Source organism: Streptomyces sp. NPDC059452, from assembly GCF_042750035.1.
In the GTDB taxonomy this organism is placed as follows: Bacteria; Actinomycetota; Actinomycetes; order Streptomycetales; family Streptomycetaceae; genus Streptomyces.
Genome location: NZ_JBHYVE010000001.1, coordinates 163,601 through 188,485 on the forward strand (window position 1 = coordinate 163,601; position 24,885 = coordinate 188,485).

20 protein-coding genes are annotated in these 24,885 nt (G+C 71.3%); 9 read left to right on the top strand and 11 right to left on the bottom strand.

The window, feature by feature from the left end; translation table 11 throughout:
* Nucleotides 1-6 precede the first annotated feature (6 nt).
* The 3 genes from ACFW9Z_RS00635 to ACFW9Z_RS00645 form a co-directional block, all read right to left on the bottom strand.
* Nucleotides 7-1,083 (bottom strand): Zn-dependent alcohol dehydrogenase, encoded by a 1,077-nt coding sequence (locus ACFW9Z_RS00635; protein ID WP_384632138.1) that lies wholly within the window; start codon nucleotides 1,081-1,083, stop codon nucleotides 7-9.
* Between the two features lie 68 nt (nucleotides 1,084-1,151).
* Nucleotides 1,152-2,018, bottom strand: coding sequence for a MaoC/PaaZ C-terminal domain-containing protein (locus tag ACFW9Z_RS00640; protein ID WP_384632141.1), 867 nt, complete (start codon nucleotides 2,016-2,018; stop codon nucleotides 1,152-1,154).
* Nucleotides 2,019-2,220: 202 nt separating this feature from the next.
* On the bottom strand, nucleotides 2,221-3,732 hold the full coding sequence (locus ACFW9Z_RS00645) for an MFS transporter (RefSeq protein WP_384632144.1): 1,512 nt from the start codon (nucleotides 3,730-3,732) through the stop codon (nucleotides 2,221-2,223).
* A 167-nt stretch (nucleotides 3,733-3,899) separates the two neighbouring features.
* On the opposite strand from ACFW9Z_RS00645, the gene ACFW9Z_RS00650 reads away from it, so the two are divergent.
* Complete coding sequence (locus ACFW9Z_RS00650) at nucleotides 3,900-4,262, top strand: RICIN domain-containing protein (protein ID WP_384632147.1); 363 nt, start codon at nucleotides 3,900-3,902, stop codon at nucleotides 4,260-4,262.
* Between the two features lie 40 nt (nucleotides 4,263-4,302).
* On the opposite strand, the gene ACFW9Z_RS00655 is transcribed toward ACFW9Z_RS00650, so the two are convergent.
* The 4 genes from ACFW9Z_RS00655 to ACFW9Z_RS00670 all read right to left on the bottom strand — a co-directional run bounded on the left by ACFW9Z_RS00655 (nucleotide 4,303) and on the right by ACFW9Z_RS00670 (nucleotide 9,725).
* Nucleotides 4,303-5,499, bottom strand: coding sequence for a lipid-transfer protein (locus tag ACFW9Z_RS00655; RefSeq protein ID WP_384632150.1), 1,197 nt, complete (start codon nucleotides 5,497-5,499; stop codon nucleotides 4,303-4,305).
* A gap of 29 nt (nucleotides 5,500-5,528) precedes the next feature.
* Nucleotides 5,529-7,817, bottom strand: a complete 2,289-nt coding sequence (locus tag ACFW9Z_RS00660) for an acyl-CoA dehydrogenase (protein ID WP_384632153.1) — start codon at nucleotides 7,815-7,817, stop codon at nucleotides 5,529-5,531.
* 104 nt (nucleotides 7,818-7,921) lie between these two features.
* Entirely contained in the window at nucleotides 7,922-9,124 is a 1,203-nt protein-coding gene (locus ACFW9Z_RS00665; RefSeq protein WP_384632156.1) for an MFS transporter, read from the bottom strand.
* Between the two features lie 148 nt (nucleotides 9,125-9,272).
* Nucleotides 9,273-9,725 carry a carboxymuconolactone decarboxylase family protein gene (locus tag ACFW9Z_RS00670; protein WP_384632158.1) on the bottom strand — a complete coding sequence of 151 codons (453 nt, stop codon included), beginning with the start codon at nucleotides 9,723-9,725 and terminating at the stop codon, nucleotides 9,273-9,275.
* A gap of 183 nt (nucleotides 9,726-9,908) precedes the next feature.
* Here ACFW9Z_RS00670 and ACFW9Z_RS00675 point away from each other — a divergent pair, with 183 nt between their 5' ends.
* The 4 genes from ACFW9Z_RS00675 to ACFW9Z_RS00690 all read left to right on the top strand — a co-directional run bounded on the left by ACFW9Z_RS00675 (nucleotide 9,909) and on the right by ACFW9Z_RS00690 (nucleotide 13,869).
* Nucleotides 9,909-10,556: a class I SAM-dependent methyltransferase gene (locus tag ACFW9Z_RS00675; protein WP_384632161.1), complete on the top strand. Its 648-nt coding sequence runs from the start codon at nucleotides 9,909-9,911 to the stop codon at nucleotides 10,554-10,556.
* A 197-nt stretch (nucleotides 10,557-10,753) separates the two neighbouring features.
* Nucleotides 10,754-11,707 (top strand): N-acetylmuramoyl-L-alanine amidase, encoded by a 954-nt coding sequence (locus ACFW9Z_RS00680; RefSeq protein WP_384632164.1) that lies wholly within the window; start codon nucleotides 10,754-10,756, stop codon nucleotides 11,705-11,707.
* A 209-nt stretch (nucleotides 11,708-11,916) separates the two neighbouring features.
* Entirely contained in the window at nucleotides 11,917-12,732 is an 816-nt protein-coding gene (locus tag ACFW9Z_RS00685; protein WP_384632167.1) for a hypothetical protein, read from the top strand.
* A gap of 126 nt (nucleotides 12,733-12,858) precedes the next feature.
* On the top strand, nucleotides 12,859-13,869 hold the full coding sequence (locus ACFW9Z_RS00690; RefSeq protein WP_384632170.1) for an LLM class F420-dependent oxidoreductase: 1,011 nt from the start codon (nucleotides 12,859-12,861) through the stop codon (nucleotides 13,867-13,869).
* 24 nt (nucleotides 13,870-13,893) lie between these two features.
* On the opposite strand, the gene ACFW9Z_RS00695 is transcribed toward ACFW9Z_RS00690, so the two are convergent.
* A complete protein-coding gene (locus tag ACFW9Z_RS00695) occupies nucleotides 13,894-14,673 on the bottom strand; it encodes a maleylpyruvate isomerase family mycothiol-dependent enzyme (RefSeq protein ID WP_384632172.1) in 780 nt (259 codons plus the stop codon).
* A gap of 104 nt (nucleotides 14,674-14,777) precedes the next feature.
* On the opposite strand from ACFW9Z_RS00695, the gene ACFW9Z_RS00700 reads away from it, so the two are divergent.
* Entirely contained in the window at nucleotides 14,778-15,068 is a 291-nt protein-coding gene (locus tag ACFW9Z_RS00700) for a hypothetical protein (RefSeq protein ID WP_384632174.1), read from the top strand.
* Between the two features lie 29 nt (nucleotides 15,069-15,097).
* Here the strand turns inward: ACFW9Z_RS00700 and ACFW9Z_RS00705 are convergent, their stop codons facing one another.
* The 3 genes from ACFW9Z_RS00705 to ACFW9Z_RS00715 form a co-directional block, all read right to left on the bottom strand.
* Nucleotides 15,098-16,171, bottom strand: a complete 1,074-nt coding sequence (locus ACFW9Z_RS00705; protein ID WP_384632177.1) for a prenyltransferase — start codon at nucleotides 16,169-16,171, stop codon at nucleotides 15,098-15,100.
* Nucleotides 16,168-16,899, bottom strand: a complete 732-nt coding sequence (locus ACFW9Z_RS00710) for a class I SAM-dependent methyltransferase (protein ID WP_384632180.1) — start codon at nucleotides 16,897-16,899, stop codon at nucleotides 16,168-16,170. Before ACFW9Z_RS00710 ends, ACFW9Z_RS00705 begins: the two co-directional genes overlap by 4 nt.
* 115 nt (nucleotides 16,900-17,014) lie before the next feature.
* On the bottom strand, nucleotides 17,015-18,331 hold the full coding sequence (locus ACFW9Z_RS00715; protein ID WP_384632183.1) for a glycosyltransferase family 4 protein: 1,317 nt from the start codon (nucleotides 18,329-18,331) through the stop codon (nucleotides 17,015-17,017).
* 340 nt (nucleotides 18,332-18,671) lie between these two features.
* Here ACFW9Z_RS00715 and ACFW9Z_RS00720 point away from each other — a divergent pair, with 340 nt between their 5' ends.
* The 3 genes from ACFW9Z_RS00720 (at nucleotide 18,672) to ACFW9Z_RS00730 (ending at nucleotide 24,207) form a co-directional block, all read left to right on the top strand.
* Nucleotides 18,672-19,307: a TetR family transcriptional regulator gene (locus tag ACFW9Z_RS00720; protein WP_384632186.1), complete on the top strand. Its 636-nt coding sequence runs from the start codon at nucleotides 18,672-18,674 to the stop codon at nucleotides 19,305-19,307.
* A 227-nt stretch (nucleotides 19,308-19,534) separates the two neighbouring features.
* A complete protein-coding gene (locus tag ACFW9Z_RS00725; protein WP_384632189.1) occupies nucleotides 19,535-19,921 on the top strand; it encodes a hypothetical protein in 387 nt (128 codons plus the stop codon).
* Entirely contained in the window at nucleotides 19,918-24,207 is a 4,290-nt protein-coding gene (locus ACFW9Z_RS00730) for a caspase family protein (RefSeq protein ID WP_384632192.1), read from the top strand. The genes ACFW9Z_RS00725 and ACFW9Z_RS00730 overlap by 4 nt, the downstream gene beginning before the upstream one ends.
* Nucleotides 24,208-24,885 lie beyond the last annotated feature (678 nt).

A 24,885-nucleotide genomic window follows, 5' to 3' on the forward strand; every position in this document is an offset into this window, starting at 1 on the left:
CTGTGTTCAGAGTTCGATGCAGGTACGCAGCGACTCACCGGTGCGCATCTGGTCCAGGGCGTCGTTGATCCCCTCCAGCCGGACCCGGTGGGTGATCATCGACTCCAGGTCGATCCGGCCCGCCCGCCAGAGCGCGATGGCCCGTTCGTAGGAGCGCAGCACGTCCCCGCCACCGTACATGGAGGGCAGGATGCGCTTCTCGTCGAAGAACAGCTCGAACATGTTGACCTGGAAGTGGTCGTCCATGGCGCCCGCTCCGACGACGCAGAGGGTGCCGCCGCGCCGGGTGTGCTCGTAGGCGGTGCGGGCGGTGGCGGACTTGCCGACGACCTCGAAGACGTAGTCGAAGCCCTCGCCGCCCGTGATGCGCTGCTTGGCGTCGGCCAGCCCGTCGGGGGCGACGGCCTCGGTGGCGCCGAAGCGCAGGGCGGCCTCGCGCCGGGAGGCGACCGGGTCGACGGCGACGATCTGGGCGGCGCCCTGGACCCGGGCGCCCTGGATGGTGGATATGCCGACGCCACCGCAGCCGATCACCGCGACCGATGAACCAGCTTCCACCTTGGCCGTGTTGATGGCCGCGCCGAGGCCGGTGGTGACCCCGCAGCCGATCAGGGCGGCGATCTCGAACGGTACGTCGTCGGGGATCGGCACCGCGCAGCCCGCGCCGACGACGACCTCCTCGGTGAAGGTGCCGGTGCCCGCGAAGCCGAAGACATCGCCGCCGGGGCGCCTGAAGTTGGGGGTGCCCGCGTTCATGAAGCCCGCCAGGCAGAGCTGGGTCTGGCCGCGCCCGCAGGACGGACAGGCCCCGCAGGCGGGCAGCCAGCAGACGAGGACCCGGTCCCCGGCGCTCAGACCGCTCACCCCGTCACCGACGTCGACGACCTCGCCCGCGCCCTCGTGGCCGGGGATGAAGGGGGCGGGCTGCGGGAGGACGCCGCTCATCGCGGAGACGTCGGAGTGGCAGAGCCCGGTGGCCCGGATGCGGAGCCTGACCTTTCCGGGGCCGAACCCCACCGCCTCGACGTCGTCGAGGACTTCCAGCTTCTCCTGGCCTATCTCGTGCAGTACGGCTGCGCGCATGGGTACGGCTCCCCTCGAATCGGCTGCCAGATAAGGGTGTTGCTGGGTTCGGGAGTGCTCAGGAGTGCTCAGAGGTACTGGGAGTGCTCGACGAGCGTGTCGGCGAGGACCGGGGCGTCGTCCCGCTCGGCGGCGGTGACCGCCACCTGGACGCGGCCGTCCGCCACCGTCCACATCCGGATGCGCAGGGTCTCGCCGGGGAAGACCACTCCGGCGAAGCGGGTGCGGTAGGCGGCGATACGGGAGGTGTCACCGTCCAGCAGGGTGTCGGTGACGGCCTTCAGGGTCATGCCGTACGTGCACAGCCCGTGCAGGATCGGCCGGTCGAAGCCCGCGAGCTTGGCGAAGGCGGGGTCGGCGTGCAGCGGGTTCCCGTCCCCGGAGAGCCGGTACAGCAGCGCCTGGTCCTCGCGGATCGGGCGCTCCACCGTGCGGTCCGGCGCCCGGTCGGGCAGGGCGAGCCGGTCGGAGGGCCCGCGCTCGCCGCCGAACCCGCCTTCTCCCCGTACGAAGATCTGGGCGTCGTTGGTCCAGAGCGGCCCCTCGTCGTCGCCCGCCTCGGTACGCAGCACGATGACGGCCGCCCTGCCCTTGTCGTACACCGCCGCGACCTTCGAGGTCTGCACGGCCCGGCCGGTCACGGGGATGGGCCGGTGGACACGTACGGACTGCCCGCCGTGCAGGACGGCGGCCAGGTCCACGTCGATCCCGGGCGCGCCCATCCCGCCGAACGCGGCCGTTCCCGCGCCCGCGACGGTGGCGAAGCTCGGCAGCACCTGGAGCCGGGACTCCAGGGTGTAGCGCAGCTCGTCGGGGTCGGTGGCGGGGGTGCCCGCGCCGAGGCCCAGGTGGTAGAGCTGGACGTCCTTGGGGGTCCAGGCGATCTCGGCTCGGCGGGGGTCGGCGGCGAGGGCCGTTCGGGCATCGATGGGCATGGCGAAGCCGCTCCTTGACGGGGAGACCGACGGTGGAAGACCTCGGCGCGGCTGTCCGCACCACCTACCGCACCGAGGCCGTGCGGGGACCGGCAGGGCACGCCGTTCTAGAACGCGTTCTAGCCGATGGCCCATGTATAACGCAGCCCTCCGAAGTTGGGAAGACTGCTGACACCACGTCAGGTCCAGGTGGCCGAGGCGCTCAGACCCGCTCCTGCGGCTGCGCCTTCACCTTCGTCTCCCCCTTCGCCTTCGCTTCCACCGCCCGCTCCTCCCGCAGGCGGCGCGTCCGGTGGTTCGGCAGCCACACCAGCATCACCACCACCCCGAGCAGCAGCACCCCGCACGCCGTGCGGAAGGCGGCCGCGTACCCGGCGGTGACCTCGGCCGCGTCGAGGGAGCCCGCCGTGCGGGCGGCGGCGACCGTGGAGAGCACCGCGAGGCCGAGCGCGCCGCCCATGGTGCGCGAGGTGTTGACCAGACCGGAGACGAGTCCGGCGTCCCCGGGGGCCGCGCCGGAGGTGGCGAGGGTGGCCAGCGGGGTGGAGGCGAGACCGGCACCGGCCATCATCAGGACGCCGGGCAGACAGATCGCGGTGAGGTAGGAGCCGTCGACGCCCATGGTGGACTGCCAGCCGAACCCCGCGGCGGTGATCAGCACCCCGGCGACGGCGAGGCTCTTGGCCCCCGTACGCACCATGATGCGGGGTGCCGCCTTGGAGCCGAGGATGACGGCGGCCGAGGTCGGTATCAGGGCGAGCCCGGCCTGCAACGGCGTGTAGCCGAGCACGTTCTGGGCGTAGACGGTCATGAAGTACCACATGGAGAAGGTCGCCGACCCCATGAGGAACATCGCCACGTTGGCCGAGGAGACCGCCCGTACGCCGAAGACCCGCAGCGGGATCAGCGGGACCGCCGTCCGCGCCTCGACCAGGACGAAGGTGGCCAGCAGCACCGCCCCGGAGAGCAGCGGTACGAGGGTGGCGGCGGCCGTCCAGCCCACGGCCTCGGTCTGGACGATGCCGTACGCGACGGTGGCGAGGCCCGCGGTGACCAGGACCGCCCCCAGCAGGTCGATGCGGCGGCGGTCGCCCGCCCGGCCCTCGGTGATCCACAGGGCGGCGGCGACCAGGACGAGCGCGCCGATGGGCACGTTGATGAGGAGGACCCAGCGCCAGGAGAGGGCGTCGGTGAGGATCCCGCCGATGAGGCCCCCGGCCGCGCCGCCGCCCGCGCCGACCGCCATCCAGGTCGCTATCGCCCGGGTCCGGGCGGGCCCCTCGGGCACGGCCGCCGTGAGGATGGTCAGGGTGGCGGGGGCCAGGACGGCGGCCCCGAGCCCCTGGGCCCCACGGGCCGCGAGGAGCTGCCAGCCCTCCTGGGCGAGGCCGCCCGCCAGGGAGGCGACGGTGAAGACACCGAGCCCGACGAGGAACATCCGCTTGCGCCCGTAGATGTCGGCGGCCCGCCCGCCCAGCAGCATGAACCCGGCGAACGCGATCGAGTAGGCGTTGACGACCCACTGGAGCGCACTGTGGCTCAGCCCCAGGTCGGCCCGCATGGAGGGCAGCGCCACATTGACCACGGACACGTCGAGGACGACGAGGAACTGTCCCGTGCAGGCGGCGAGCACGACGGCCCAGGCGGCGGTGGGTATGCGGGATCGGGAGGTACGGGTGGGCGCGGGTGCCGGGACGTCTGCCATGCCCGTCATGGTCGCAGGTAGTGGGTGCCCCGTACATCGGGTATCGGCCGGAGATCCTGGAGCCGGAGCGGCCCAGGACCCCGGACAGGCCGGTCCGGAGCGGACCCCGGCCGGGTTCCGTGGCCGGTTCACCCCCTGCACGGCCTCAACTCAGCGTGATCGGCTCATCTCCGGCCGTGAACTCCGTGCCCGGGGCCGTACAGATCATCAGCGACAGGAGCCGACTGCCGGCCAACGTCAAGAGCTTCAGCACGCAGCCGAGCGCCCCGCTGGAGCAGTGGCCCCAGGCCGGCGGCGCCGACGCGGCCTCGCAGCAGTGGATCCTCGAAGTCGAGGACGAGTTCAGGGCGGTGCTCGACCTGCCCGCCGTCGTCCACCCCGGCATCGGCGACATCCACCGGATGAACAGCTACCAGCCGACTTCCTCGCGGACGACGCGGCAGGTGGAGGTCGGAGCCATCTGCCCGCCCGGCCGGCCGACTCCGAACAACCGTGACGCACAAGGTCTGTTGAGCACCGTGACGCGCACGATCCGCTGAACACGTCCGGCCGGGCACGCACCGGCCGGGCACGCCTCCCTCACCTCCGCCGCAGCAGCGTGACCACCGCCGCCCCGCCCAGTCCGATGTTGTGGGCGAGGCCGGTGCGGGCGCCCGGGACCTGTCGTGGACCGGCCTCGCCGCGCAACTGCCAGGTCAGCTCGGCGGCCTGGGCGATCCCGGTCGCGCCCAGCGGATGCCCCTTGGAGATCAGCCCGCCCGACGGGTTCACCACCCACCGCCCGCCGTACGTGGTCGCCCCGGACTCCACGAGCTTGCCCGACTCCCCCTCGCCGCAGAGCCCGAGAGCCTCGTAGGTGAGGAGCTCGTTGACGGAGAAGCAGTCGTGCAGCTCGATCACGTCGAGATCGCCGGGCCCGAGGCCGGAGGCCGCGTACACCTGCCGGGCGGCGGCCCGGGACATCGGGGTGCCGACCGCGTCGACGCAGGTGCCGGAGGCGAAGGAGGCGCCGGTGTCGGTGGCCATGGCCTGGGCGGCGATCTCCACGGCCCGCTCGCCCAGGCCATGGCGCTCGACGAACCGCTCGGAGACGACCACGGCCGCCGCCGCGCCGTCGGAGGTGGGTGAGCACTGGAGCTTGGTGAGGGGATCGTGGACGGTACGGGCGGCCAGGACCTCCGCCACCGTGTACGGGTCCTGGAACTGGGCGTACGGGTTGTGCACCGAGTGCCGGTGGTTCTTGGCCCCGACGGCCGCGAGCTGCGCGGGCGTGGTCCCGTACCGCTCCATGTGCTCGCGGGCCGCGTTGCCGAAGATCTGGGCGGTGGGCGGGGACATCGCGAAGCCGTGGGCGGCCGCCATGATCCCGTAGTGCCGGGCGACGGGCGAGGCCGCGAAGTCCTCGCCGCCGTCGGAGCCGCCACCGCCCAGCGACCCGCGCGCCATCTTCTCGAAGCCGACCGCCAGAACGCAGTCGCTGCCGCCGCCCGCCACGAACTGCCGGGCCAGCATGAGCGCGGTGGAGCCGGTGGCGCAGTTGTTGTTGACGTTGCAGACCGGGACGCCGGTCAGACCCAGCTCGTAGACGGCCCGCTGTCCGGCGGTGGACGGCTGGAAGCAGTAGCCGACGGGGACCTGTTCGACCTGCTCGTACCGGACCCCCGCGTCCTCCAGCGCCGCGGTGCCCGCCTCGCGGACCATGTCCCAGTACTGCCAGTCGCGGGTCTCGGGCTTCTCGAACTTCGTCATGCCGACGCCGACGATGTAGGCCTTCATGTTCCGCGTCCTCTCTGCGTTCGGTGTGGTCAGTCCCGGGGGAGGCCGAGGATCCGCTCGGCGACGACGTTGAGCTGGATCTGGGTGGTGCCGCCCGCGATGGTCAGACAGCGGGACATCAGGAAGCCGTGCAGAGCCCGCTCACCGGCCGCCGGCTCGTCCACCGCGCCTGCCGGGCCGAGGAGTTCGAGGGTGAGTTCGGCGACCTTCTGCTGGTGGACGGTCTGGACGAGCTTCCGTACGGAGGCCCCGGCGCCCGGCTCGGTCCCGGAGACCTGCCGGAGCGTGGTGCGCAACCCGATGCAGGCGAGGGCGTGGGCCTCGGCGGCAAGCGCGCCGATCCGGGTACGGGTCACCTCATCGGTCTCCGCCGAGCGGGCGATCAGCGCTTCGAGGCCGCTGTCGAAGGTCATCTGGTCGGCCATGTGGACGCGTTCGTTGCCGAGCGTGTTGCGGGCGACGCGCCAGCCGCCGCCGACCTCGCCCACGACGGCGTCGGCGGGGAGGAGCACGTCGTCGAAGTACACCTCGTTGAAGAGGGCGTCCCCGGTGATCTCCTTCAGCGGTCGGATGTCGATGCCTTCGGTGTTCTTCATGTCGACCAGGAAGTAGGTGAGCCCCCGGTGCTTGGGGGCGTCCGGGTCGGTCCGGGCCAGCAGGATGCCGTGGTCGGCGGTGCGGGCGGCGCTCGTCCAGATCTTCTGCCCGGTGATCCGCCAGCCCTCGCCGGTCCGTACGGCGCGGGTGCGCAGGGCGGCGAGGTCGGACCCGGCCTCGGGTTCGGAGAAGAGCTGGCACCACTGGAGGTCGCCGCGCAGAGTGGCGGGGAGATAGCGCTCCCGCTGCGCCTCGGTCCCGTACGCGATGAGCGACGGCACCACCCAGGTGGCGATGGACAGATCGCCGATCCGGACGCCCTGCTCGCTCAACTCCTGCTGGATCGCGAGCTGTTGTACGGGGCCTGCGCCCAGTCCGTACGGGGCCGGGAGGTGCGGGGCGGCGTAACCGGTGGCGGCGAGGGCGCGGCGGGCCTCGTGGGGTGACAGGCCCCGGGCGGCGGCAAGGTGAGGGCGGGCCTCGGCGCGGTGGCGGGCGGCCTCGGCGGGGAGTTCCAGGGCGAGTTCACGGCGGGCCCCGCCCTCGGCGAGGCGGGCGGCGCGCAGCCGGTGGGTGTCGGCGGCGCCGAGGAGCTGACGGGCGAGAACGGCCCGGCGCAAGGAGATGTGGGCGTCGTGCTCCCAGGTGAAGCCGATGCCACCGAGGATCTGGATGGCGCCCTTGGCGCAGGTGTACGCGGCCTCCGGGGCGGTGGCGGCGGCCAAGGCGGCGGTGAGCGCGCGGACTTGAGGCTGTTCATCGGCGGCACGGGCCGCGTCCCAGGTCAGGGCACGGGCCTGTTCGAGGCGGACGAGCATATCGGCGCAGAGGTGCTTGACCGCCTGGAACGCCCCGATGGGCCGCCCGAACTGCTCGCGTACGCCCGCGTGCTGGACGGCGGTGTCCAGACTCCGGGCGGCGGTCCCGCAGGCGTCGGCGGCGAGGAGGACGGCGGCCAGGTCGCGGACGAGCGCGGAGTCGAGAGGCAGGGTCAGGTGTTCCGGTACGTGGACGGCGTCGGCCCGCACCTCGGCGGTCGGCCGGGTCGGGTCGACGCTGCGGTGCGGGCGCACGGTGAGCCCGTCGGCCCCGGCGTCCACGAGGAACCAGCGCTCGCCGGAGGGCGTGGCGGCGGGGAGGAGCAGCAGGTCGGCCGCCTCGGCGGAGAGGACGGGCGGCGCGGTCCCGTCGAGGCGGTGGCCGCCCTCGGCCGGGGCGGGGGTGGCGGTGAGGGTGCCGGGGGTGAGGGCGAGGGCGGCGGTACGGGTCCCGGCGGCGATGCACCGGAGCAGGTCACGGGCCCCGGGGGCCGCGCCCCGGCGGGGGGCGACACCCTCGGCTCCCGCGCCCCGGTCCGGGGCCGCGCCACCGGACCCCGCCGCCCGGTCCAGCACCGCGCCCACCAGCACCGTCGCGAGGTACGGCCCCGGCAGCGAGCCGTACGCCGCCTCCTCCAGGACCACGGCCAGGTCGAGGAGACCGCCGCCCCCACCCCCGTACTCCTCGGGCAGATGAACCCCGGTCAGCCCCTGCCCGGCAAGCGCCTCCCAGTGCGCGGGGCGCACCCCGGGGGCAGCCGGGCTCCCCGCGTCCAGGAGCTTGCGCACCTCGCCGGGCGGCACGGCCCGCGCCAGCCACCCCCGTACGGAGTGCGCCAGCGCGCGGTGCTCCTCCGTGATCCCGATACCCGTACCCGTACGCGTACCCGTGCCGATGCCCATGCGAATCCCGCCGGTCGCAGCCACTGGAACGGCGCAAGAGTAGAACACGTTTCACTACGACGGAAGGCCGGGACGGAAGGCCGGAACGGAAGGTCAGGAAGCCGCTAAGAGGCTTGCCGATTCCCGGAGTCACGGGTGCCACCCACCACGAACAGCGCCAGGAAGGCCAGCCCTGCCCCGATCCACAGCACGCTGGTGGCACCGACCCCGTCGACGGCGAAGCCGCCGAAGAGCGCGCCGAGCGCGATGGAGAGGTTGAACGCGGAGACGTACAGCGAGGTGGCCGCCTCGGTGGCTTCCGGGGCCGCGTCCATGATCCAGCTCTGGAAGGTGACCGGCACCGCCCCGTAACCCAGACCCCACAGGACCAGGATGGCCCCGGCGGTGAAGGCGTTGGTGTCGACGACCGCGAGGACGACCATGCCCGCGGTGAGGACCACCGAGATGCCCATGACGGTCTTCCGCAGGCTCCTGGTGATGAGGGCCCCGGCGATGAAGTTGCCGCAGATGCCCGCGACTCCGAAGGTCAGCAGCAGCACGCCGATCGCGCCGGACCTGATCCCGTCCTCCTGGAGGATCGGCCGGACGAACGTGTAGGCCAGGAAGTGACCGGTGATGACCAGGAAGGTGAGGGCGATACCGATGCGGACTCCCGCGTTGGTCCTGAAGACCTTCGGCAGGGCCGAGAACGAGATGCTCTGCTCGGCCGGGACCTTCGGCATGAGGAAGAGCATGCAGACCAGGGAGACCAGCCCGAGGACGCCCACGGCGCCGAACGCCGTACGCCAGCCGCTGAGGTCCCCGATGAACGTACCGAGCGGCACGCCCAGGACGGACGCGGTCTCCACCCCGCCGAAGATGACGGCGGTGGCCCGGGCGACATGTTTGGCGGGCACCAGGCGCAGGGCGATGCCTCCGGCGATGGACCAGAAGCCGCCGACGCTGACGCCGATCAGGAACCGGGCGACGAGGACCACCGTGAAGCTGGTGGCGAAGGCGGAGGCCAGGTTGGCCGCGCCCATCAGGCCGATCAGGACCACCAGGACGATCCGGCGGTCGATGCGCCCGGTGGCCACGGTGACCAGGGGCGCGGAGACGGCGGCGACCAGGCCGGGCACTGTCACCATCAGCCCGGCGGTGCCCTCGGAGACGTCCAGGGCGGTACCGACGGGGGTGAGCAGCCCCACGGGAAGCAGCTCGGAGGTCATCAGGGAGAAGATGCCCAGGGTGACCGCCAGAACGGCGAGCCACCCCTTGACGGGTGAACGGCCGGTGTCGGCGGAGACCCCGGTCTCGACGGTGGTCATGGCGTGGTCAGCCCTTCATGAGTGAGGACGGGAAGGCGTGGGTGAGGACGGGGAGGACGGGGAGGACGGAAAAGGCCGAGGGCATGGAACGGGCGGCGGCCGCCAAGGGGAGTGAGGCGGCCACCGCCCGGGCTGAGGGGGCTTCCGGCTACTCGGTGCCGGGCGTCTTGCGCGTGGCGACGTTCATGCGGTTCCAGGCGTTGACCGTGAAGATGAGGGCGATGAGCTGAGCGAGCTCCTTCTCCTCGAAGTGCGCCGCGGCCTGTGCGTACACCTCGTCCGAAACGCCCTGGGGCAGGAGGGTGACGGCCTCGGTCAGCGCCAGGGCCGCCCGCTCCTTCTCGGTGAAGAGGCTCGACTCCTCCCACGCGGAGAGCTGGTAGATCCGCTCCTCCGTCTCCCCCGCCTTGCGGGCGTCGGAGGTGTGGTAGTCGATGCAGTACGCACAGCGGTTGACCTGCGAGGCGCGGATCTGCACCAGCTCCAGCAGAACGGGGTCGATCCCCTCACGGGCGGCGGCGTCGAGGGCGAGAACGGCCTTGAAGACCTTGGGAGCGACGGTGGTGAAGTTCATGCGCTGAGGCACCTGGTAAGTGGTCATGCAACGACCGTAGACGCGGAAGCGACCCGGGAGATGGTGCATTCTTCCGGCAAAATCATGGGTCAATCACAGGCCTGTGGTGGCGTACGGGCCCGGGGGCCGCCCCCGCCGGAAGGGCCGGCCGGAACGTGCGGCACGATGGGGCGCCGTCGTCAGCAGACCCGTCCCACCTGGAGGAATCCCGTGACCGCCGCCGCCCCCTCCCCGGAAGTGCTCGCCGCGTTCGAGGCCGCCAAGGGCTTCATGCCGGTCCACGAGGGGCTCGCCCTGTACGCGGCCGCCGCCGGGGCCGGTGCGCTGGGGCTGCCCCTGCTGGAGGTAGGCACGTACTGCGGGCGCTCCACGATCCTGCTGGCCGACGCGGCCCGGACGGCCGGGGTGAGCGCCCTCACCGTGGACCACCACCGGGGCAGCGAGGAGCAGCAGCCGGGCTGGGAGTACCACGACCCGGACGTGGTGGACCCGGAGGTCGGGCTGATGGACACCCTGCCGACGTTCCGCCGCACCCTGCACCGGGCCCGTCTGGAGGAGCACGTGGTGGCGCTCGTCGGCCGCTCCCCGCAGGTCGCCGCGGTCTGGGCCGGGCCGCTCGGCCTGGTCTTCATCGACGGCGGCCACACCGACGAGCACGCGAACGGCGACTACGAGGGCTGGGCCCCGCACCTCGCCGAGGGCGGCCTCCTGGTGATCCACGACGTGTTCCCCGACCCGGCCCACGGCGGGCAGGCCCCGTACCGGGTGTACCTGCGGGCGCTGGCCTCGGGGGCGTTCACGGAGGTATCGGCGACGGACTCCCTGCGGGTGCTGCGGCGGACGGGGCCGGGGATCTGAGGCGTACGGGCCCGGGGTCTGCGGCGCACCGGCCCGCGGCCTGAGACATGCGGGCCCGGGTGCCGCAGCGCACCGGCCCGCGGTCTGCGGCGCACGGGCCCGGGTGCCACGGCGCACCGGCCCGCGGTCTGAGACGTACGGGCCCGGGTCTGAAGGCGTACCCCGGCGCGACGCCCCCGTACGGATAGCATCGCCGCGTGCCGTACGACGACAGCGTTCCCCCCACCCGCCGCACCCGGCGGCCCCTCCTGGTGGCCGCCGCGCTGGCCGCGCTCTGCCTGACGGCTGTCACCGGATGCGGCGGCGGCCCGGACCCGGAGGAGGCCGGTGCGGCCTCGCCCCGGCCGGGCGGGGGCGCCGCCTCGGCGTCCCCAGCGCCGACCACCGCGATGCCTTCCACGCCTTCCACCACGACGCCGACCACCGAGGCGACCACCGGACCGACCTCCGGGCCCACCGCCGAGCCGCTGCCCCGAGGCCCCCTGACCGGCCGGACCGTGGTGATCGACCCCGGCCACAATCCGCGCAACCGCGAGCACACCCGGGAGATCAACGAACAGGTCGACATCGGCACCGGGCGCAAGGAGTGCGACACGACCGGCACGTCCACGAACGCCGGTTACCCGGAGGCCCGGTTCACCCTCGACGTGTCGCACCGGCTCCGGGAGTTGCTGGAGGCACAGGGGGCCCGGGTCCTGCTGACGCACGACGACGACCGGCCGTTCGGGCCCTGCATCGACGAGCGGGCCCGGATCGGCAACGAGGCGAAGGCCGACGCGGTGGTCTCGGTCCACGCGGACGGATCGGCGGTGGGCAACCGGGGCTTCCATGTGATCCTGCCCGCGGCGGTGAAGGGCGGCGGGGCGGACACCTCGAAGATCGTGAAGAGTTCGGCCAATCTCGGGGCCCGGATCGCGGGGCACTTCGTCCGCTCCACCGGGAGCGCGCCCTCGAACTACATCGGGGGCGGCACCGGCCTGGACACCCGCGACGACCTCGGCGGACTGAACCTGTCGACCGTGCCCAAGGTCTTCGTGGAGTGCGGCAACATGCGTGACCCGCAGGACGCGGCCCTCCTCACCAGCGCGGGCTGGCGGCAGAAGGCGGCCCAGGGGCTGGCGGACGGCATCACCGGCTACCTGAAGGGGTAGGTCTGCGGGGATATTGGGGGGATAACGGTTCAAGCCCCGGACAGGGGGGCAACCCGCCCGGGCAGACGATAGATTCATCCGTACGATGGGGAGCCACTTCCGAGCTTCGTGCCGTACCCGCCGCACAGGCGGCAGCGACGACCGCCCCGACGAGACGACCGACTAAGGACCTTCACGTGAATATCCGCTCCCTCACTCGAGGCGACGGCGTGGTGATCGGAGCAGCGGTCGTGCTGTTCGTCGCCTCTTTCCTCGACCTCTCCGGTTTCGACTGCCCCCGCGGCGTGGACTGCTCCCGCATCAACAACGCGAACGCCTGGGACTCGCTCGGGCTCCTGATGAGCATCTTCCTCGCGGGCATCATCGGCGCGGCGCTGGTGATCGTCGGCCGTCTGACCCCCGGCCGCAAGGTCGTGGGCTTCGACCTCGGCCAGTTCGGGGCCGCGTTCACCGTCTTCGCGCTGTGGACCGCCTTCTGGACCATCATCTCCTTCAACGACGCCGGTGCCGGTCTGATCCTCGGCCTGCTGGCCACCATCGTGCTCGCCGCCGGAGCGATCGCGGGCCCGCTGGTCCCCGCGCTCAAGGCCCCGCTGGTCGGCGCCCCCAAGCCGCAGGCCGTGCAGCCGCCGTACGGTGGCCAGCCCAGCCAGGGCTACGGGTACCCGGGCGCCCAGCAGCAGCCCTACGGCGCCCAGCCCGGCCAGGGCTACGGCTACCCCGGCGCCCCCGGCCAGCAGGGGCAGCCGGGTCAGGCCGACCCGGCCCAGGCGCAGGCCGCCCAGGCCCAGCAGGCCGCCCCGCAGGGCGGCGCGGCTCCGGCGGGCGACTTCACCCCGTTCTGGTTCGCCGTACCGGTGGCCCGCCCGCTCTACGGCGAGGACGGCGCCCCGAACCCGATCGCCGAGCTGGCGCCGGGCACCTGGTACCTCGCGGTCGAGCAGCGCGGCCAGGGCCTCATCGCCCAGACCCAGGACGGCCGTCGCGGCGTGCTCCAGGACACGACGGGCATCCAGCGCGGCTGACCCTGCGCACACCGCACCGCATCGCACCGCGGCCCCCCGCCCTTCCGGGCGGGGGGCCGTTGTCGTACAGTCCGTCCCGCACCGCCACCACCTGACGGATCGTCACTTACGGCCGGAGGCAACGGAATGCGGCTCGGACTCGCACTCGGATACTGGGGCCGGGGCCCGGACCCCCGCCATCTCGCCCTCGCCCAGGAGGCGGAGCGGCTCGGCTACGACTCGGTGTGGACGGCGGAGGCGTGGGGATCGGACGCCTTCACCCCGCTGACCTGGATCGCCGCCCACACCTCCCGTATCCGGCTGGGTACGGGCATCGCGCAGATGGCGGCCCGCACCCCGACCGCGACGGCCATGCACGCGCTGACCCTGGACCATCTCTCGGGCGGCCGGATGCTGCTCGGCCTCGGGCTGTCCGGGCCGCAGGTGGTGGAGGGGTGGTACGGCCGCCCGTTCCCGCGGAGCCCGCTGACCGCGACCCGGGAGTACGTCGAGGTGATCCGGCAGGTGCTGGCCCGGCAGGCGCCGGTCGAGCTGGCGGGCCGCTTCCACTCCCACCCGTACACCGGCCCGGACGCCACCGGCCTCGGCAGACCGCTGAAGCCGATCACGCACCCGCTGCGGTCCTCCCTCCCCGTCCTGCTGGGGGCGGAGGGCCCGAAGAACATCGCCCAGACGGTCCGGATCGCGGACGGCTGGCTGCCGCTGTACTGGTCACCACGGCGTAGCTACGTGTACGAGGCCGCGCTCACCGGACTCCGCGAGGGCTTCATGGTGGCGCCGATGGCCCGCGCCCACGTCTGCGACGACGTGGCGGAGGGCCTGCTGCCGGTGAAGGCGATGCTGGGCTTCTACATCGGCGGCATGGGCCACGCGGCCCGCAACTTCCACGCGGACCTGATGGCGCGGATGGGGTTCGAGGAGGAGGCCCGGCGCATCCAGGAGCTGTTCCTCCAGGGCCGCAAGGAGGAAGCGGTGCGGGCGGTCCCGGACACCTTCGCGGACGAGATCTCCCTGATCGGCCCGCGCGCCCGGATCGCGGAGAAGCTGGCGGAGTGGCGCAAGGGCCCGGTGACGGACCTGCTGGTCACCGCCCCGGACCCGCGGACGCTACGGGTCCTGGCAGAGCTCAACGGTTAGGCGCCGTACTCCACGGCCAGTGCCTCAGCCGAACGCCGACCGGTCCAGCCAGAAGTCCAGCAACCGCGCATCGCCCAGCACCTCCACCCGCTCACTCGTCGGCTCCAGGCGGCGGTTGAAGACAAGCATCAGCTCGGTCAGCGGGCCCCGCAGCGCAACCGTCGCCTTCTCGTGCGCGTGCCGCCAGGTGAAGCGGTCCTCACCGAACTCGATCAGCCACTCCGCGCCGGGCACATCGGTGGCGTGCAGATGCAACGAGCGCCCGCCGCCGCGCAGTTCCGCCGCCTCCGGGTCGCCGCCGTCCTGGGAGAAGGAGACGATCCGCAGCCACTCCTCGATGGTGTCGGCGGCCACCTCGGGGTCGACCGTGTACGGAACCCGCGCGGCGAGCGCCGCGTCCGCCCGGTGCACCACCATCTCGTGCGTCATGCGCCGCGCCCAGAACGCCGTACTCCGCTCCCACCCCCAGGCCCACACCTCCGCGTCCGGCCCCGCCTCCCGCAGCGCGGCGACGGTGGCCGCCGCCCCCTCGGCGAGCCAGGCGTCCAGTGCGGCGGGATCGTCGTCCTCGGGCCCGGCGAACCCCGGCACCTTCTCCTCCGGAACCTCCTCGGTGGCCCGCCCCCGGACGATCTCCCCGACCCAGCGGTACGCGCCACCGACGTGCACGACGAGCTCGCGCAGGTTCCAGTCGGGGCAGGAGGGGACGGTCGCGGTCGGATCCGCGCCGTCCAGCACCGAACGCAGGGCGTCGGTCTGGGCGAGGACCTCGTCGCAGTAACGGTCGTACGAGAGAAGCGTCATGGCGGGGACCCTAGCGGCGGCGCGGGACGCGGCTCACCTCATTTCCGCCTGCCTCGTTTCCGCCCTGCCGGTTTCACCCTGCGTAAAGCGGTAACCCGGAGTCCATGTCTCCCAGAACCAGCTCAGGCAGCAGTACAGCAGCGCGGATCATCGCCGCCGTGGCCGACATCCTGGCCTTCATCATCATTCTCTGGATCCTGATGTACCTGCTGGACGCCAACCGGGGCAACGACTTCGTGCAGTGGGTGCACGACGCGGCCACCTGGCTGGCAGGCTGGTCGTACGACCTGTTCACGTTCGACAGGGCGTGGGCACGGGTCGTCGCGGGCTACGGTCTCGCGGCCCTGGTCTACCTGTTCATCGGGCACGCGGTAGCGGGCCGGATCCGCCGCTGACGCCGGCCCGGCCGCACCCGTGACGACCCTCAGTGACAGCAGTCCGGCTCCAGGCCGACCGGCAGCCGCTCGCCGGAGAAGACCGCGGTGGTCGCCTCGTCCCCCCCGAGCGCGGCCACCGCCAGCAGCAGGGAGCCCGCCGTCCAGGTGGTGAGCTCCTCGGGCCAGAAGGCCTTGTTGCCCTCGAAGACGTACCCCGTCCAGTACAGCCCGCCCTCGGCGCGCAGATGCTGGATGGACTGGAGGATCTCCAGGGCCCGGTCCGACTCCCCCGTCACCCAGAGGGCGAGGGCGAGTTCGCAGCTCTCGCCGCCGGTCACCCAGGGGTTGGGCAGCACGCAGCGCACCCCGAGGCCGGGGACGACGAAGCGGTCCCAGCCCTCCTGGATCCGGGCGGTGGCCTCGGCCCCCGTGATCGCGCCGCCGAGGACCGGGTAGTACCAGTCCATCGAGTAGCGGTTCTTGTCGAGGAAGCGCTCGGGGTGGTTGCGGATCGCGTGGGCCAGCGCCCCGGTCGCCAACTCCCAGTCGGGCTGCGGCTCTTCGCGCCGCTCCGCGATGGCGAGCGCACAGCGCAGCGCCTGGTGGATCGATGACGAGCCGGTCAGCAGCGCGTCGTTCACCGCCGTCCCGTCCGCCTCCCGCTTCCAGCCGATCTGCCCGCCGGGCTGCTGGAGCCGGAGCACGAACTCGATCGCCGCGAAGACGGTCGGCCACATCCGGTCGACGAACGCGTCGTCCCCGGTGGCGAGGTAGTGGTGCCAGACGCCGACGGCCACGTACGCGCAGAAGTTGGTCTCGCGGCTGAGGTCGGTGGGCTGCCCCGGATCGCCGTCGTGGTAGGCGGCGTACCAGGAACCGTCCGCGTTCTGGTGGCGGGCCAGCCAGTCGTAGGCGCGCTCCGCCGCCTCGTGCTCGCCCGCCGCGTCCAGCGCCATGGCGGCCTCGGTGTGGTCCCACGGGTCGAGGTGGTGGCCCCGGAACCAGGGCAGCGCCCCGTCCTCGCGCTGTACGGCGGCGAGTGCGGCGACCGTCTCGGCGGCCTCGGCGGCGGTCAGGACCCCGGGAAGGACAAGGTGCTCGGTCTGTTCGGGAGTGCTCACGCCTCGGCCTTCGGAAGGTGCGGCTTGGTGGCGTAGGCGACGAAGCTCTTGCCGACGACCGGGTTCAGGAGCTGCTCGGCGAGCCGGGTCGCGAGCGGCTTCTTCATGATGTCCCAGACCAGCAGCTTGTGGTACGCCCGCACGGGCAGCGCCTTGTCGTTGTCGACGCCGAACGCGCACTTCAGCCACCAGTACGGCGAGTGCAGCGCGTGGGCGTGGTGGGTGCCGTACGGCTTGAGCCCGGCCTCGCGGATGCGGGCGAGGAGCTGGTCGGCCTTGTAGATGCGGATGTGGCCGCCCTCGACCTCGTGGTAGGCGTCGGAGAGGGTCCAGCAGACCTTCTCGGGGCCGTAGCGCGGGACGGTGATGGCGATCCGGCCGCCCGGCCTGAGGACCCGGACCATCTCGGCGAGGACGCCCTTGTCGTCCGGGATGTGCTCCATGACCTCGGAGATGATCACGACGTCGAAGGAGTCGTCGGGGAAGGGCAGGTTGAGGGCGTCGCCCTCCATCGCGGTGGCGGTGGCGCCCTCGGGGGCCTCCCCGGCCTCCTTCATCGCGGCGAACCACTTGGCGACCTCGCGGATCTCCTCGCCGTTCCGGTCGAGGGCGACGACCTGCGCACCGCGCCGGTAACACTCGAAGGCATGCCGGCCGGCACCGCAGCCCAGGTCGAGCACTCGGTCGCCTGCGGCGAGCGGGAAGCGGGTGAAGTCGACGGTCAGCACGAGGGCCTGCCTTCGAGGTCGGAGGTACGGGTTCAGGAAAGCGGGTTACGGGTGCCGGTGAACGGGATCGCCGTCACCGGCGGGTACAACGCCGCCACCGGCGGATACGGCGCAGTCACCGGCGGGCTCCGCGGGCGGCGATCGCCTGACGGTACAGCTCGGCCGTTCCGGCGGCCGCGCGGGCCCAGGTGAAGTTGGCGAGCACCCGCGCCCGGCCCGCCGCACCGAGCCGGGCGCGCAGCTCGGGGTCGGCCAGCAGCCGGGCCAGCGCCCCGGCCAGCGCGTCCGCGTCGCCGGGCTCCACCGCGAGGCAGGTCTCCCCGTCGCGGCCGGAGACCTCGGGGATCGCGCCGCCGGTCGTGGCGACGAGCGGGGTGCCGGTGGCCATGGCCTCGGCGGCGGGCAGCGAGAACCCTTCGTACAGCGAGGGCACACAGGAGACCTGGGCGCCGCGCACGAGGTCGACCAGCTCGGCGTCGCTGATGCCCTTGACGAACTCGACGGCGCCGGTCAGCCCGTGCCGCTCGATGGCCCGGGCGACCGGCCCGTCCTCGGCGCGCTTGCCGACGACGACGAGGTGGGCGTCGGGGTTCTCCGTACGGAGCTTGGCGAGGGCGTCGACGAGGTGGACGAGCCCCTTGAGCGGGACATCGGCGCTGGAGGTGGTGACGATGCGGCCGGGCACCTCGGCGACGGAGGGGTCGGGCGACCACAGGTCGGTGTCGGCGCCGATGTGGACGACGCTGATCCGGTCCTTGCGTACGCCGAGGTCCTCGACTATCTCGTCGCGGGAGGAGCCGGAGACGGTGAGGACGGTGTCCAGCTTGCGGGCGACCCGCTTCTGCATCCGGGTGAAGGCGTACCAGCGGCGTACGGAAGCCCTGCGGCGGCGGCTGGTGGCGGCGGCCAGGTCGAGCCTGCGGTCCACGGTGATGGGGTGGTGGATCGTCGTCACGAGCGGGGCCCCGAGGTCGCCGAGGAGCCCGTAACCGAGGGTCTGGTTGTCGTGGACGACGTCGAACTCACCGCGCCGGGAGAGGAGATGGCGGCGGGCGCGGAGGCTGAAGGTGAGCGGTTCGGGGAAGCCGCCGGTCCACATGGTGGCGACCTCGGCGAGGTCGATCCAGTCCCGGTACTCGCCCCGCTTCGGCGTACGGAACGGATCGGGCTGCCGGTACAGATCCAGGCTGGGCAGCTCGGTGAGCGGAACGCCCTCGTCGAGCACGGGGTAGGGCTGCGCGCCGATGACCTCGACGCTGTGGCCCAGCCGTACAAGCTCCCGCCCGAGGTGGCGTACGTAGACGCCCTGACCGCCGCAGAACGGGTTGCCCTTGTACGTGAGGAGCGCGATGCGCAGCGGCCGGCCGCCGGCCCCGGCGATGGAGCTGCTGTCGCCCGTGCGGGGGCCCGTCTCTATGGCCTCAGCGGTCACACTCGGCCCCCTTCTGGCTGCGTGTTCGCCGGAGCGTAACCGGTAGCGCTAATCTAGAACAAGTTTCAGACTTGTTCGTTCGACGTGCATCGAATCTACCGGCAGGTAGCGTCGGTGTGAGGTCCGGATCAGGTGATTCGCGCCACGACGGACGCCCTGGCATGCTGTGCGCGCCCGGACGCACGCACCGCGTCCGCCCGGGTGCGGGACGACCGACCATGGATCGCGGATCACGGATCGTGAACGGGGACAGGATGACCAGTCACGGATCGCGGACGGGGAGCGTGACGGCTCACGGACCGCGGATCATGACCACTCACGGATCGCGGATGGGGACAGCATGACCGCGGACGCCAGACCGGCAGTGCCCGCGCCGACGGACCGCGCGACGCCTCCACTGACCGAGCGGCAGGAGGCCCGCCGCCGCCGCATCCTGCACGCCAGCGCCCAGCTCGCCAGCCGGGGCGGTTTCGAGGCGGTGCAGATGCGCGAGGTGGCGGAGGCGGCCGGGGTCGCGCTGGGCACCCTCTACCGCTACTTCCCCTCCAAGATCCATCTGCTGGTCGCCACCATGCAGGACCAGCTCCAGCACCTCCACACCACGCTCCGCAAACGCCCCCCGGCCGGCGACGACGCGGCCCAGCGGGTCGCCGAAACCCTGATGCGCGCCTTCCGCGCCCTCCAGCGCGAACCCCACCTCGCCGACGCCATGGTCCGCGCCCTGACCTTCGCCGACCGCAGCGTCAGCCCCGAGGTGGACACGGTCTCCCGCCTGACGACGGCGATCATCCTGGACGCGATGGGCCTGGAGCACCCGACCCCGGAGCAGCTCTCGGCGGTCCGGGTCATCGAGCACACCTGGCACTCGGCCCTGATCACCTGGCTGTCGGGCCGGGCGTCGATCGCCCAGGTCAAGATCGACATCGAAACGGTCTGCCGCCTGATCGACCTGACGGCGGAACCGGGACGGGGCTGAGGAGGCAGTTCTGCTGGGTGAGCAAGGGGGCCAGGCCGGTCAGTCAGTCAGCCCAGTCGGGGACGGGTTTCGCCTGGCCTTCGTTCATCGGTGTCCGTCAGTGGCCGCAGCTACGGCTGAAGAAACTGCGTCAGGCTATCGAGCGAGCAGCCGAAGTGGCATAACTGATGGGGGCGTTCATCTGTACGCTGTCGGGACGAGCGGTTCGTATGCTGGCAGGGGGACGTATGGATGTGGAAGTGCGCGCCGACGGCCTGGACGGCGCCGATGAACTCCGTTCGCTGAACGAGTGGTTGGGTGACGTCCAGGAGTTCCGAGGCCGGATCAGGCTCGCGGAACGACCGCCCGAGCCGGGAACTCTGGGGCCGGTGCTGGACACACTCGTCGTAGCCCTCGGACCGGCCGGGGCGGCGACTGCGTTCACCACCGCCACGATCGCCTGGCTACGCACCCGGCGTGGCGAGGTGCGCATCAAGGTGACGCTCGCGGACCGCAGGTCGCTGGAACTGACCGCCAAGAACGTGTCCGATCTCAACTCCGCCGCCCTTCAACAGCAGGTTGATCACATCGTCGCGATGCTTGAGCAGGGGCAGGCGCCCGCCGACGACCGATGACCGGCCTGTCCGGTGACGACGCCAGGGTTCTGCTGATCGCCACTGCCACACATCACGGCCGCAATCTGCCATCGGTGCCTTCCGTCGCGCGCACCTGCGAGGACTTACGCACCGTCCTTCTGGAACGGTGCGGGGTGCGGCCCGAACGGCTGCGCGTGCTGTCCGACCCGGCAGACGCACAGACCATGGCTCTGGCCGTCACGGAAGAGGCACAGGCGGCGGGCACCGTGCTGCTGGTCTACTTCGTGGGGCACGGTCTGCTCGGTCCGGGTGGTGAGCTGTACCTGGCGGCCAGCGGCACCGATCAGCTCGTTCCCGGCCTGGCTGAGCATCAGGCGCTGTCGTTCTCGTCGCTGCGGCAGGCACTCGCCGTCAGCCGCGCATCGTCGATCGTGGTCGTGCTCGACTGCTGTTTCTCCACCCGGGGTTCGTTACAGGCCGGGGTGTCCGTTCCCGCGTTCATGACGGGGCCCGCAAACGGTATCTATCTGATCGGGTCCGCGGAGCAGCTGGCGCTCGCACCGCAGGACGCCGCACACACCGCGTTCACCGGAGCGTTCATCGAACTGCTCACGCACGGCGACCCGCGCGGCCCCCATCAGCTCACTCTGGACACGGTTTACGACGGGGTGTTCCGCGCGATGCGCGACAGCCAGGGCCCACTTCCCCGGCGGCAGGCCGGAGACCGCGCCGGCAACCTGGTCATCGCACCGAACCCGGCCATACCGGCACAGGCGGAGCCGGCCGAGGAGCCGGAGCCCGCACCCGGCCGTTGCCCCTACCCGGGGCTTGAGGCGTTCGGAATCGACGACGCCGACCTGTTCTTCGGGCGTGGGCGGATGACCAAGCGGATTCTCGCCGCGGTGGCGTCATCCGTCGGCAGCCCCGAGCAGTCCGGTCCATGGATACTGGTCGGCCCTTCAGGCTCGGGCAAGAGCTCGCTGCTCAACGCCGGGCTGCTGGCCGCATTACGAAACGGCGGACTGCCAGAGGTGCCGGGATCGGCGGGCTGGCCTGTCGTCCGTCTCACCCCTGGCACGAGCCCGCTGCACCGCCTGGCCGTGCAGCTCAACGCTCCAACGGCTGACGCCGCCGAGCGGCTACGGGAGGACCCGGGGCACGTGGTCGAACTGGTCGACAGCCTGCTGGCGGACCGTCCGGACCAGCGGCTCGTCGTCTTGGTCGACCAGCTTGAGGAGCTGTTCACGCTGGGCCAGGACCCCTCGGGACGCACAGCGTTCCTTCGGGCGTTGACTGCCCTTACCGGGCAATCGAAAGGCAACCGGCCCCGGGGACTGGTGGTCTTCTCACTGCGAGCGGACTTCTACGAGCAGGCGGCCAAGCACCCCGAACTCTTCGAAACGCTTCGTGACCGTCAGATGCTGGTCGAACCGATGACGGCCGAGGAGTTGCGCGAGGCGATCGAGAAACCGGCGGGCAAAGCCGGATTGAAGCTCGAGAACGGGCTCGCCGACGTCATCCTGTACGAACTCGGCTCGACCGTCGACGGACAGCCGTCAACCGGAGCGCTGCCGCTGCTGTCTCACGCCATGTGGGCGACGTGGCGTAGACGCACCGGATGGCGGCTCTCCATCACCGGCTACCACTCAGCCGGTGGAATCGCGGAAGCGGTCGCGACCACCGCCGAGCAGGTGTACACAGGGCTGGACACCGCCGGACAGGAAGCCACGCGGCACATACTGCCCAGGCTCGTACGTGTGGGTGAGGACAGCAGCGACACCGCCCGCCCCGTCGAACACTCCGCGCTACTGCACGGCATACCGGACCCTCACGTCGCGCAACTGGCGATCGAGCGGTTCGTCAAAGCGCGGCTGCTCACCCTCGACAACGGCACGGCCCGCATCAGCCACGAGGCGCTTCTGCGTGCCTGGCCCCGGCTGCGTGGATGGGTGGAAGCAGACCGTGACTGGCTACATGCTGAGCAGCAACTCGCCGACGATGCCAAGGCATGGGGGCGGTCCGGCCGCGACACATCTCTGCTCTACCGGGGCAACCGGCTGACCGCCATGCGCGAACGTGCCGCCCGGGCGCCGACCAGCTCAGCAGAGCTGGAGCCCGCGCTCGCCGCGTTCATGGAGGCCTCCTGGCAGCACGAAAGCCGTGGTCGCCGCCGCCGCAGGCTCGCCAAGGGTCTGCTCGGCGGACTGACGGTGCTCGTGGTCATCGCCGCTGGGCTGGCCTTCCGTGCGCTTGACACCGCAGACCGAGCCGACCTCGCACGCTCCCAGAACGAGGCCGTGCTGTTGTCGCGTGACGTAGCCGCCAGCAGCACCGCCCTGCGTGGCACCAACGGCACGCTGGCACGACTGCTGTCGGCCGCGGCCTGGCAGCGGAGCAACACCGACGAGGCGTTCGCTGCCATGGCCATGTCCTCTCAGGATCCTTCCGTCGGCCGACTGACCGATGACCGGTTCAGCCGGGTGAACGGATTGGCGTTCCACCCGGACGGATCGAAGCTGGTATCCAGGGCCGTCAACGGAACGATGACGCTGTGGCGGACCGACACGTGGAAACCGACCCACCTGACTGAGACCGCGTACGGGGGCGGCTTCTCCTCTGTGACGTTCAGTCCCGACGGGGCTCTGTTCGCAGCCAACTCACTCCAGGGAATCAAGATATGGGACACCAGCACCGCCACGGTCAAGGTCGTCCTCGACCAGGTGACCGACAGCTCCGCCATCACGTTCAGCCCCGACGGGGAGATGATTGCCAGCGCCGATTTCCGGAAGGCCCGAGTGTGGGACGTCGCCACTGGCAAGGAGAAAGCCAGGTTCGACAGCCCAGCCAGCAAAATAGCCTTCGCGGCGGACGGCACCGTTCTCACCGCCGGCGGAGATGACGGCATCGTTCACCGCTGGGACGTTGCCGACGGAAAGCTGAAGTCATCCGTCAATTTCGCAAACAAAATCCAGCACATATGGTCCAGCCCTGACAGTGTCGACGAGACGATCGTCTGCGCCGGCATTGACTGCCACATTGGGCCGTTGGACATCAACCGGATGTCCCGTATGGAAGTGGACGGCGATCCCACGGTCAACTCCGACGGCAGCCTCATCGCCGTCGACGGCTATGACGGGTTTCTCACTGTCTGGAACACCAGAACAAAGAAGCAGGTCGCGAAGTTCTACGTAGGCGATACCGTAGGTTTGATCGGCCTGACTTTCCAACCGCATGGCTCGATCCTGGCAGCGGGAACCTCCCGAGGCGTGCAGCTGTGGGATCTCAGCCGCGCACGGCCTGAAGGCCGTGTGCCGCTGATGCAGGCTGACGCACCACATGGGGTGAAGTTCACTCGCGGCGCGTCCGGTCTGATCACCACGGGCCGCAAGGGAACGGTCCACTGGAGCAACCCCGGGGGTTCCGGCAGGCCTGCCGAAGTCGTCAAGGCGTATCCCGATCACCCCGGCGAACTCGTCGCGCTCAGCCCGGACGGCACCACCGTGGCAACCGCAGCCTCCAACCCACGACTCGCAGAGATCGACCTGTGGGACCTCGCATCAGGCAAGCTCATCCGCACCCTGCGCGGTCACACCCGGGCCATCGGCTCCCTCGCGTTCAGCCCGGACGGGACCATGCTGGTCAGCAGCGCGGGACAAGCCTTCGGCAACAAAAGCGGTCCCGACACCAAAGCTCTGCTGTGGGATACCGCCTCCGGTGCGATACATGCCGAGCTCACCGGCCACACCAGCAGCGTCTGGGAAGTGAGCTTCAGCCCCGAAGGTTCCAGGGTCGCCACTGCGGACGAATCAGGAGCCGTGCGCCTCTGGGACACCCGGACGGGACGCCTCAAGAGGGTGCTCCACGGCAGCCACGGACGCCCCAGCTCTCTGGCGTTCGACCATGGCGGAACCACTTTGGTCGCCGCCGCGGACAGCCTTTCCGTGTGGGATACGCGCAACGGTCGCCACAAAGTCCTCGCGACCGCCGGTCTGGACAAGAACGAAAGCTACGGGGACGTCAGCCTCTCGCCCGACGGACGGTTCGCCGTGCTGTCGAGCGGAGCATTTCGCGTTCTGATCTGGGACCTCGACCGAGACCGGCTTGTCACGAACGTCAACGTGTCGGGCAATGTCAGCGACGTCGAATTCGCCTCCGATGCCTGGACGGTAGCGATCGCCACGGCTTCAGGGGTGAAGCTGCTGAACGTCGGCTTCCTCCGGGACCCGTACGCCGCCGTCTGCCGGCAGGCCGGACGTGAACTGACCCGGAAGGAGTGGGCAACTTACCTGCCCTCGGTGCCGTACCGATCGTTCAGCGTCTGTTGACCTGGCTCCCGCCGATAAGTCCGGCGAGCGCAGAGTCGTCACCAGGAGTCAGTGTCTTCGGTCTCGTGCACCGGGCGCCTTCACGGCGTCTCGCCGGAAGGCTGATCTGTCGGTTTCCTGGCTGGCTGGTAGCGCTTCGCGAGCGTATGGATTTGTGTTCCTTTGAGAACTTCTTGGGCGATGCGGTGGGTCAGGCTCTGATGCCCGGTGAAGGGGTTCTTCCTGGGGAGGCGCCGGTGTGGTCTGTTTCGTGCCGCCCAGGGCGTTGGCGTCAGCGAGGGCACGTTCGAATGCTTCGGGCGAGTGACCTGCGACCAGGCGAGATTTTCGAGGAGCGGCTTGGCGAACCACCAGTGGTGGGCCGGAGCGATAGCAGTGCGGGAAACTGGGCTTGAGATGGTCGGCGCGAGCCAGTCGCCGGATGCAGGAGTCAGCGGACTCTCCGGGGCAGGGGCGGAGCCGGACCGGCAGTGGTGCAAACCGGGGCCGGAAACGATCAGCCCGCGGCGGGCGCTGATCGCGTGGCGGTCGAGCAGGACGAGCCGCCGCCCTCAGCTCGGCCGCCACGGCCCGCTCGCGTTCGGCCGGCGAAGGCAACCAGGGTCGAACTCCGGTCGCGGTACCGCCCCTGGGGAGCCTCCGGCGGCAATCCGTGCAGCACCTCCAGGATGTGGCCCT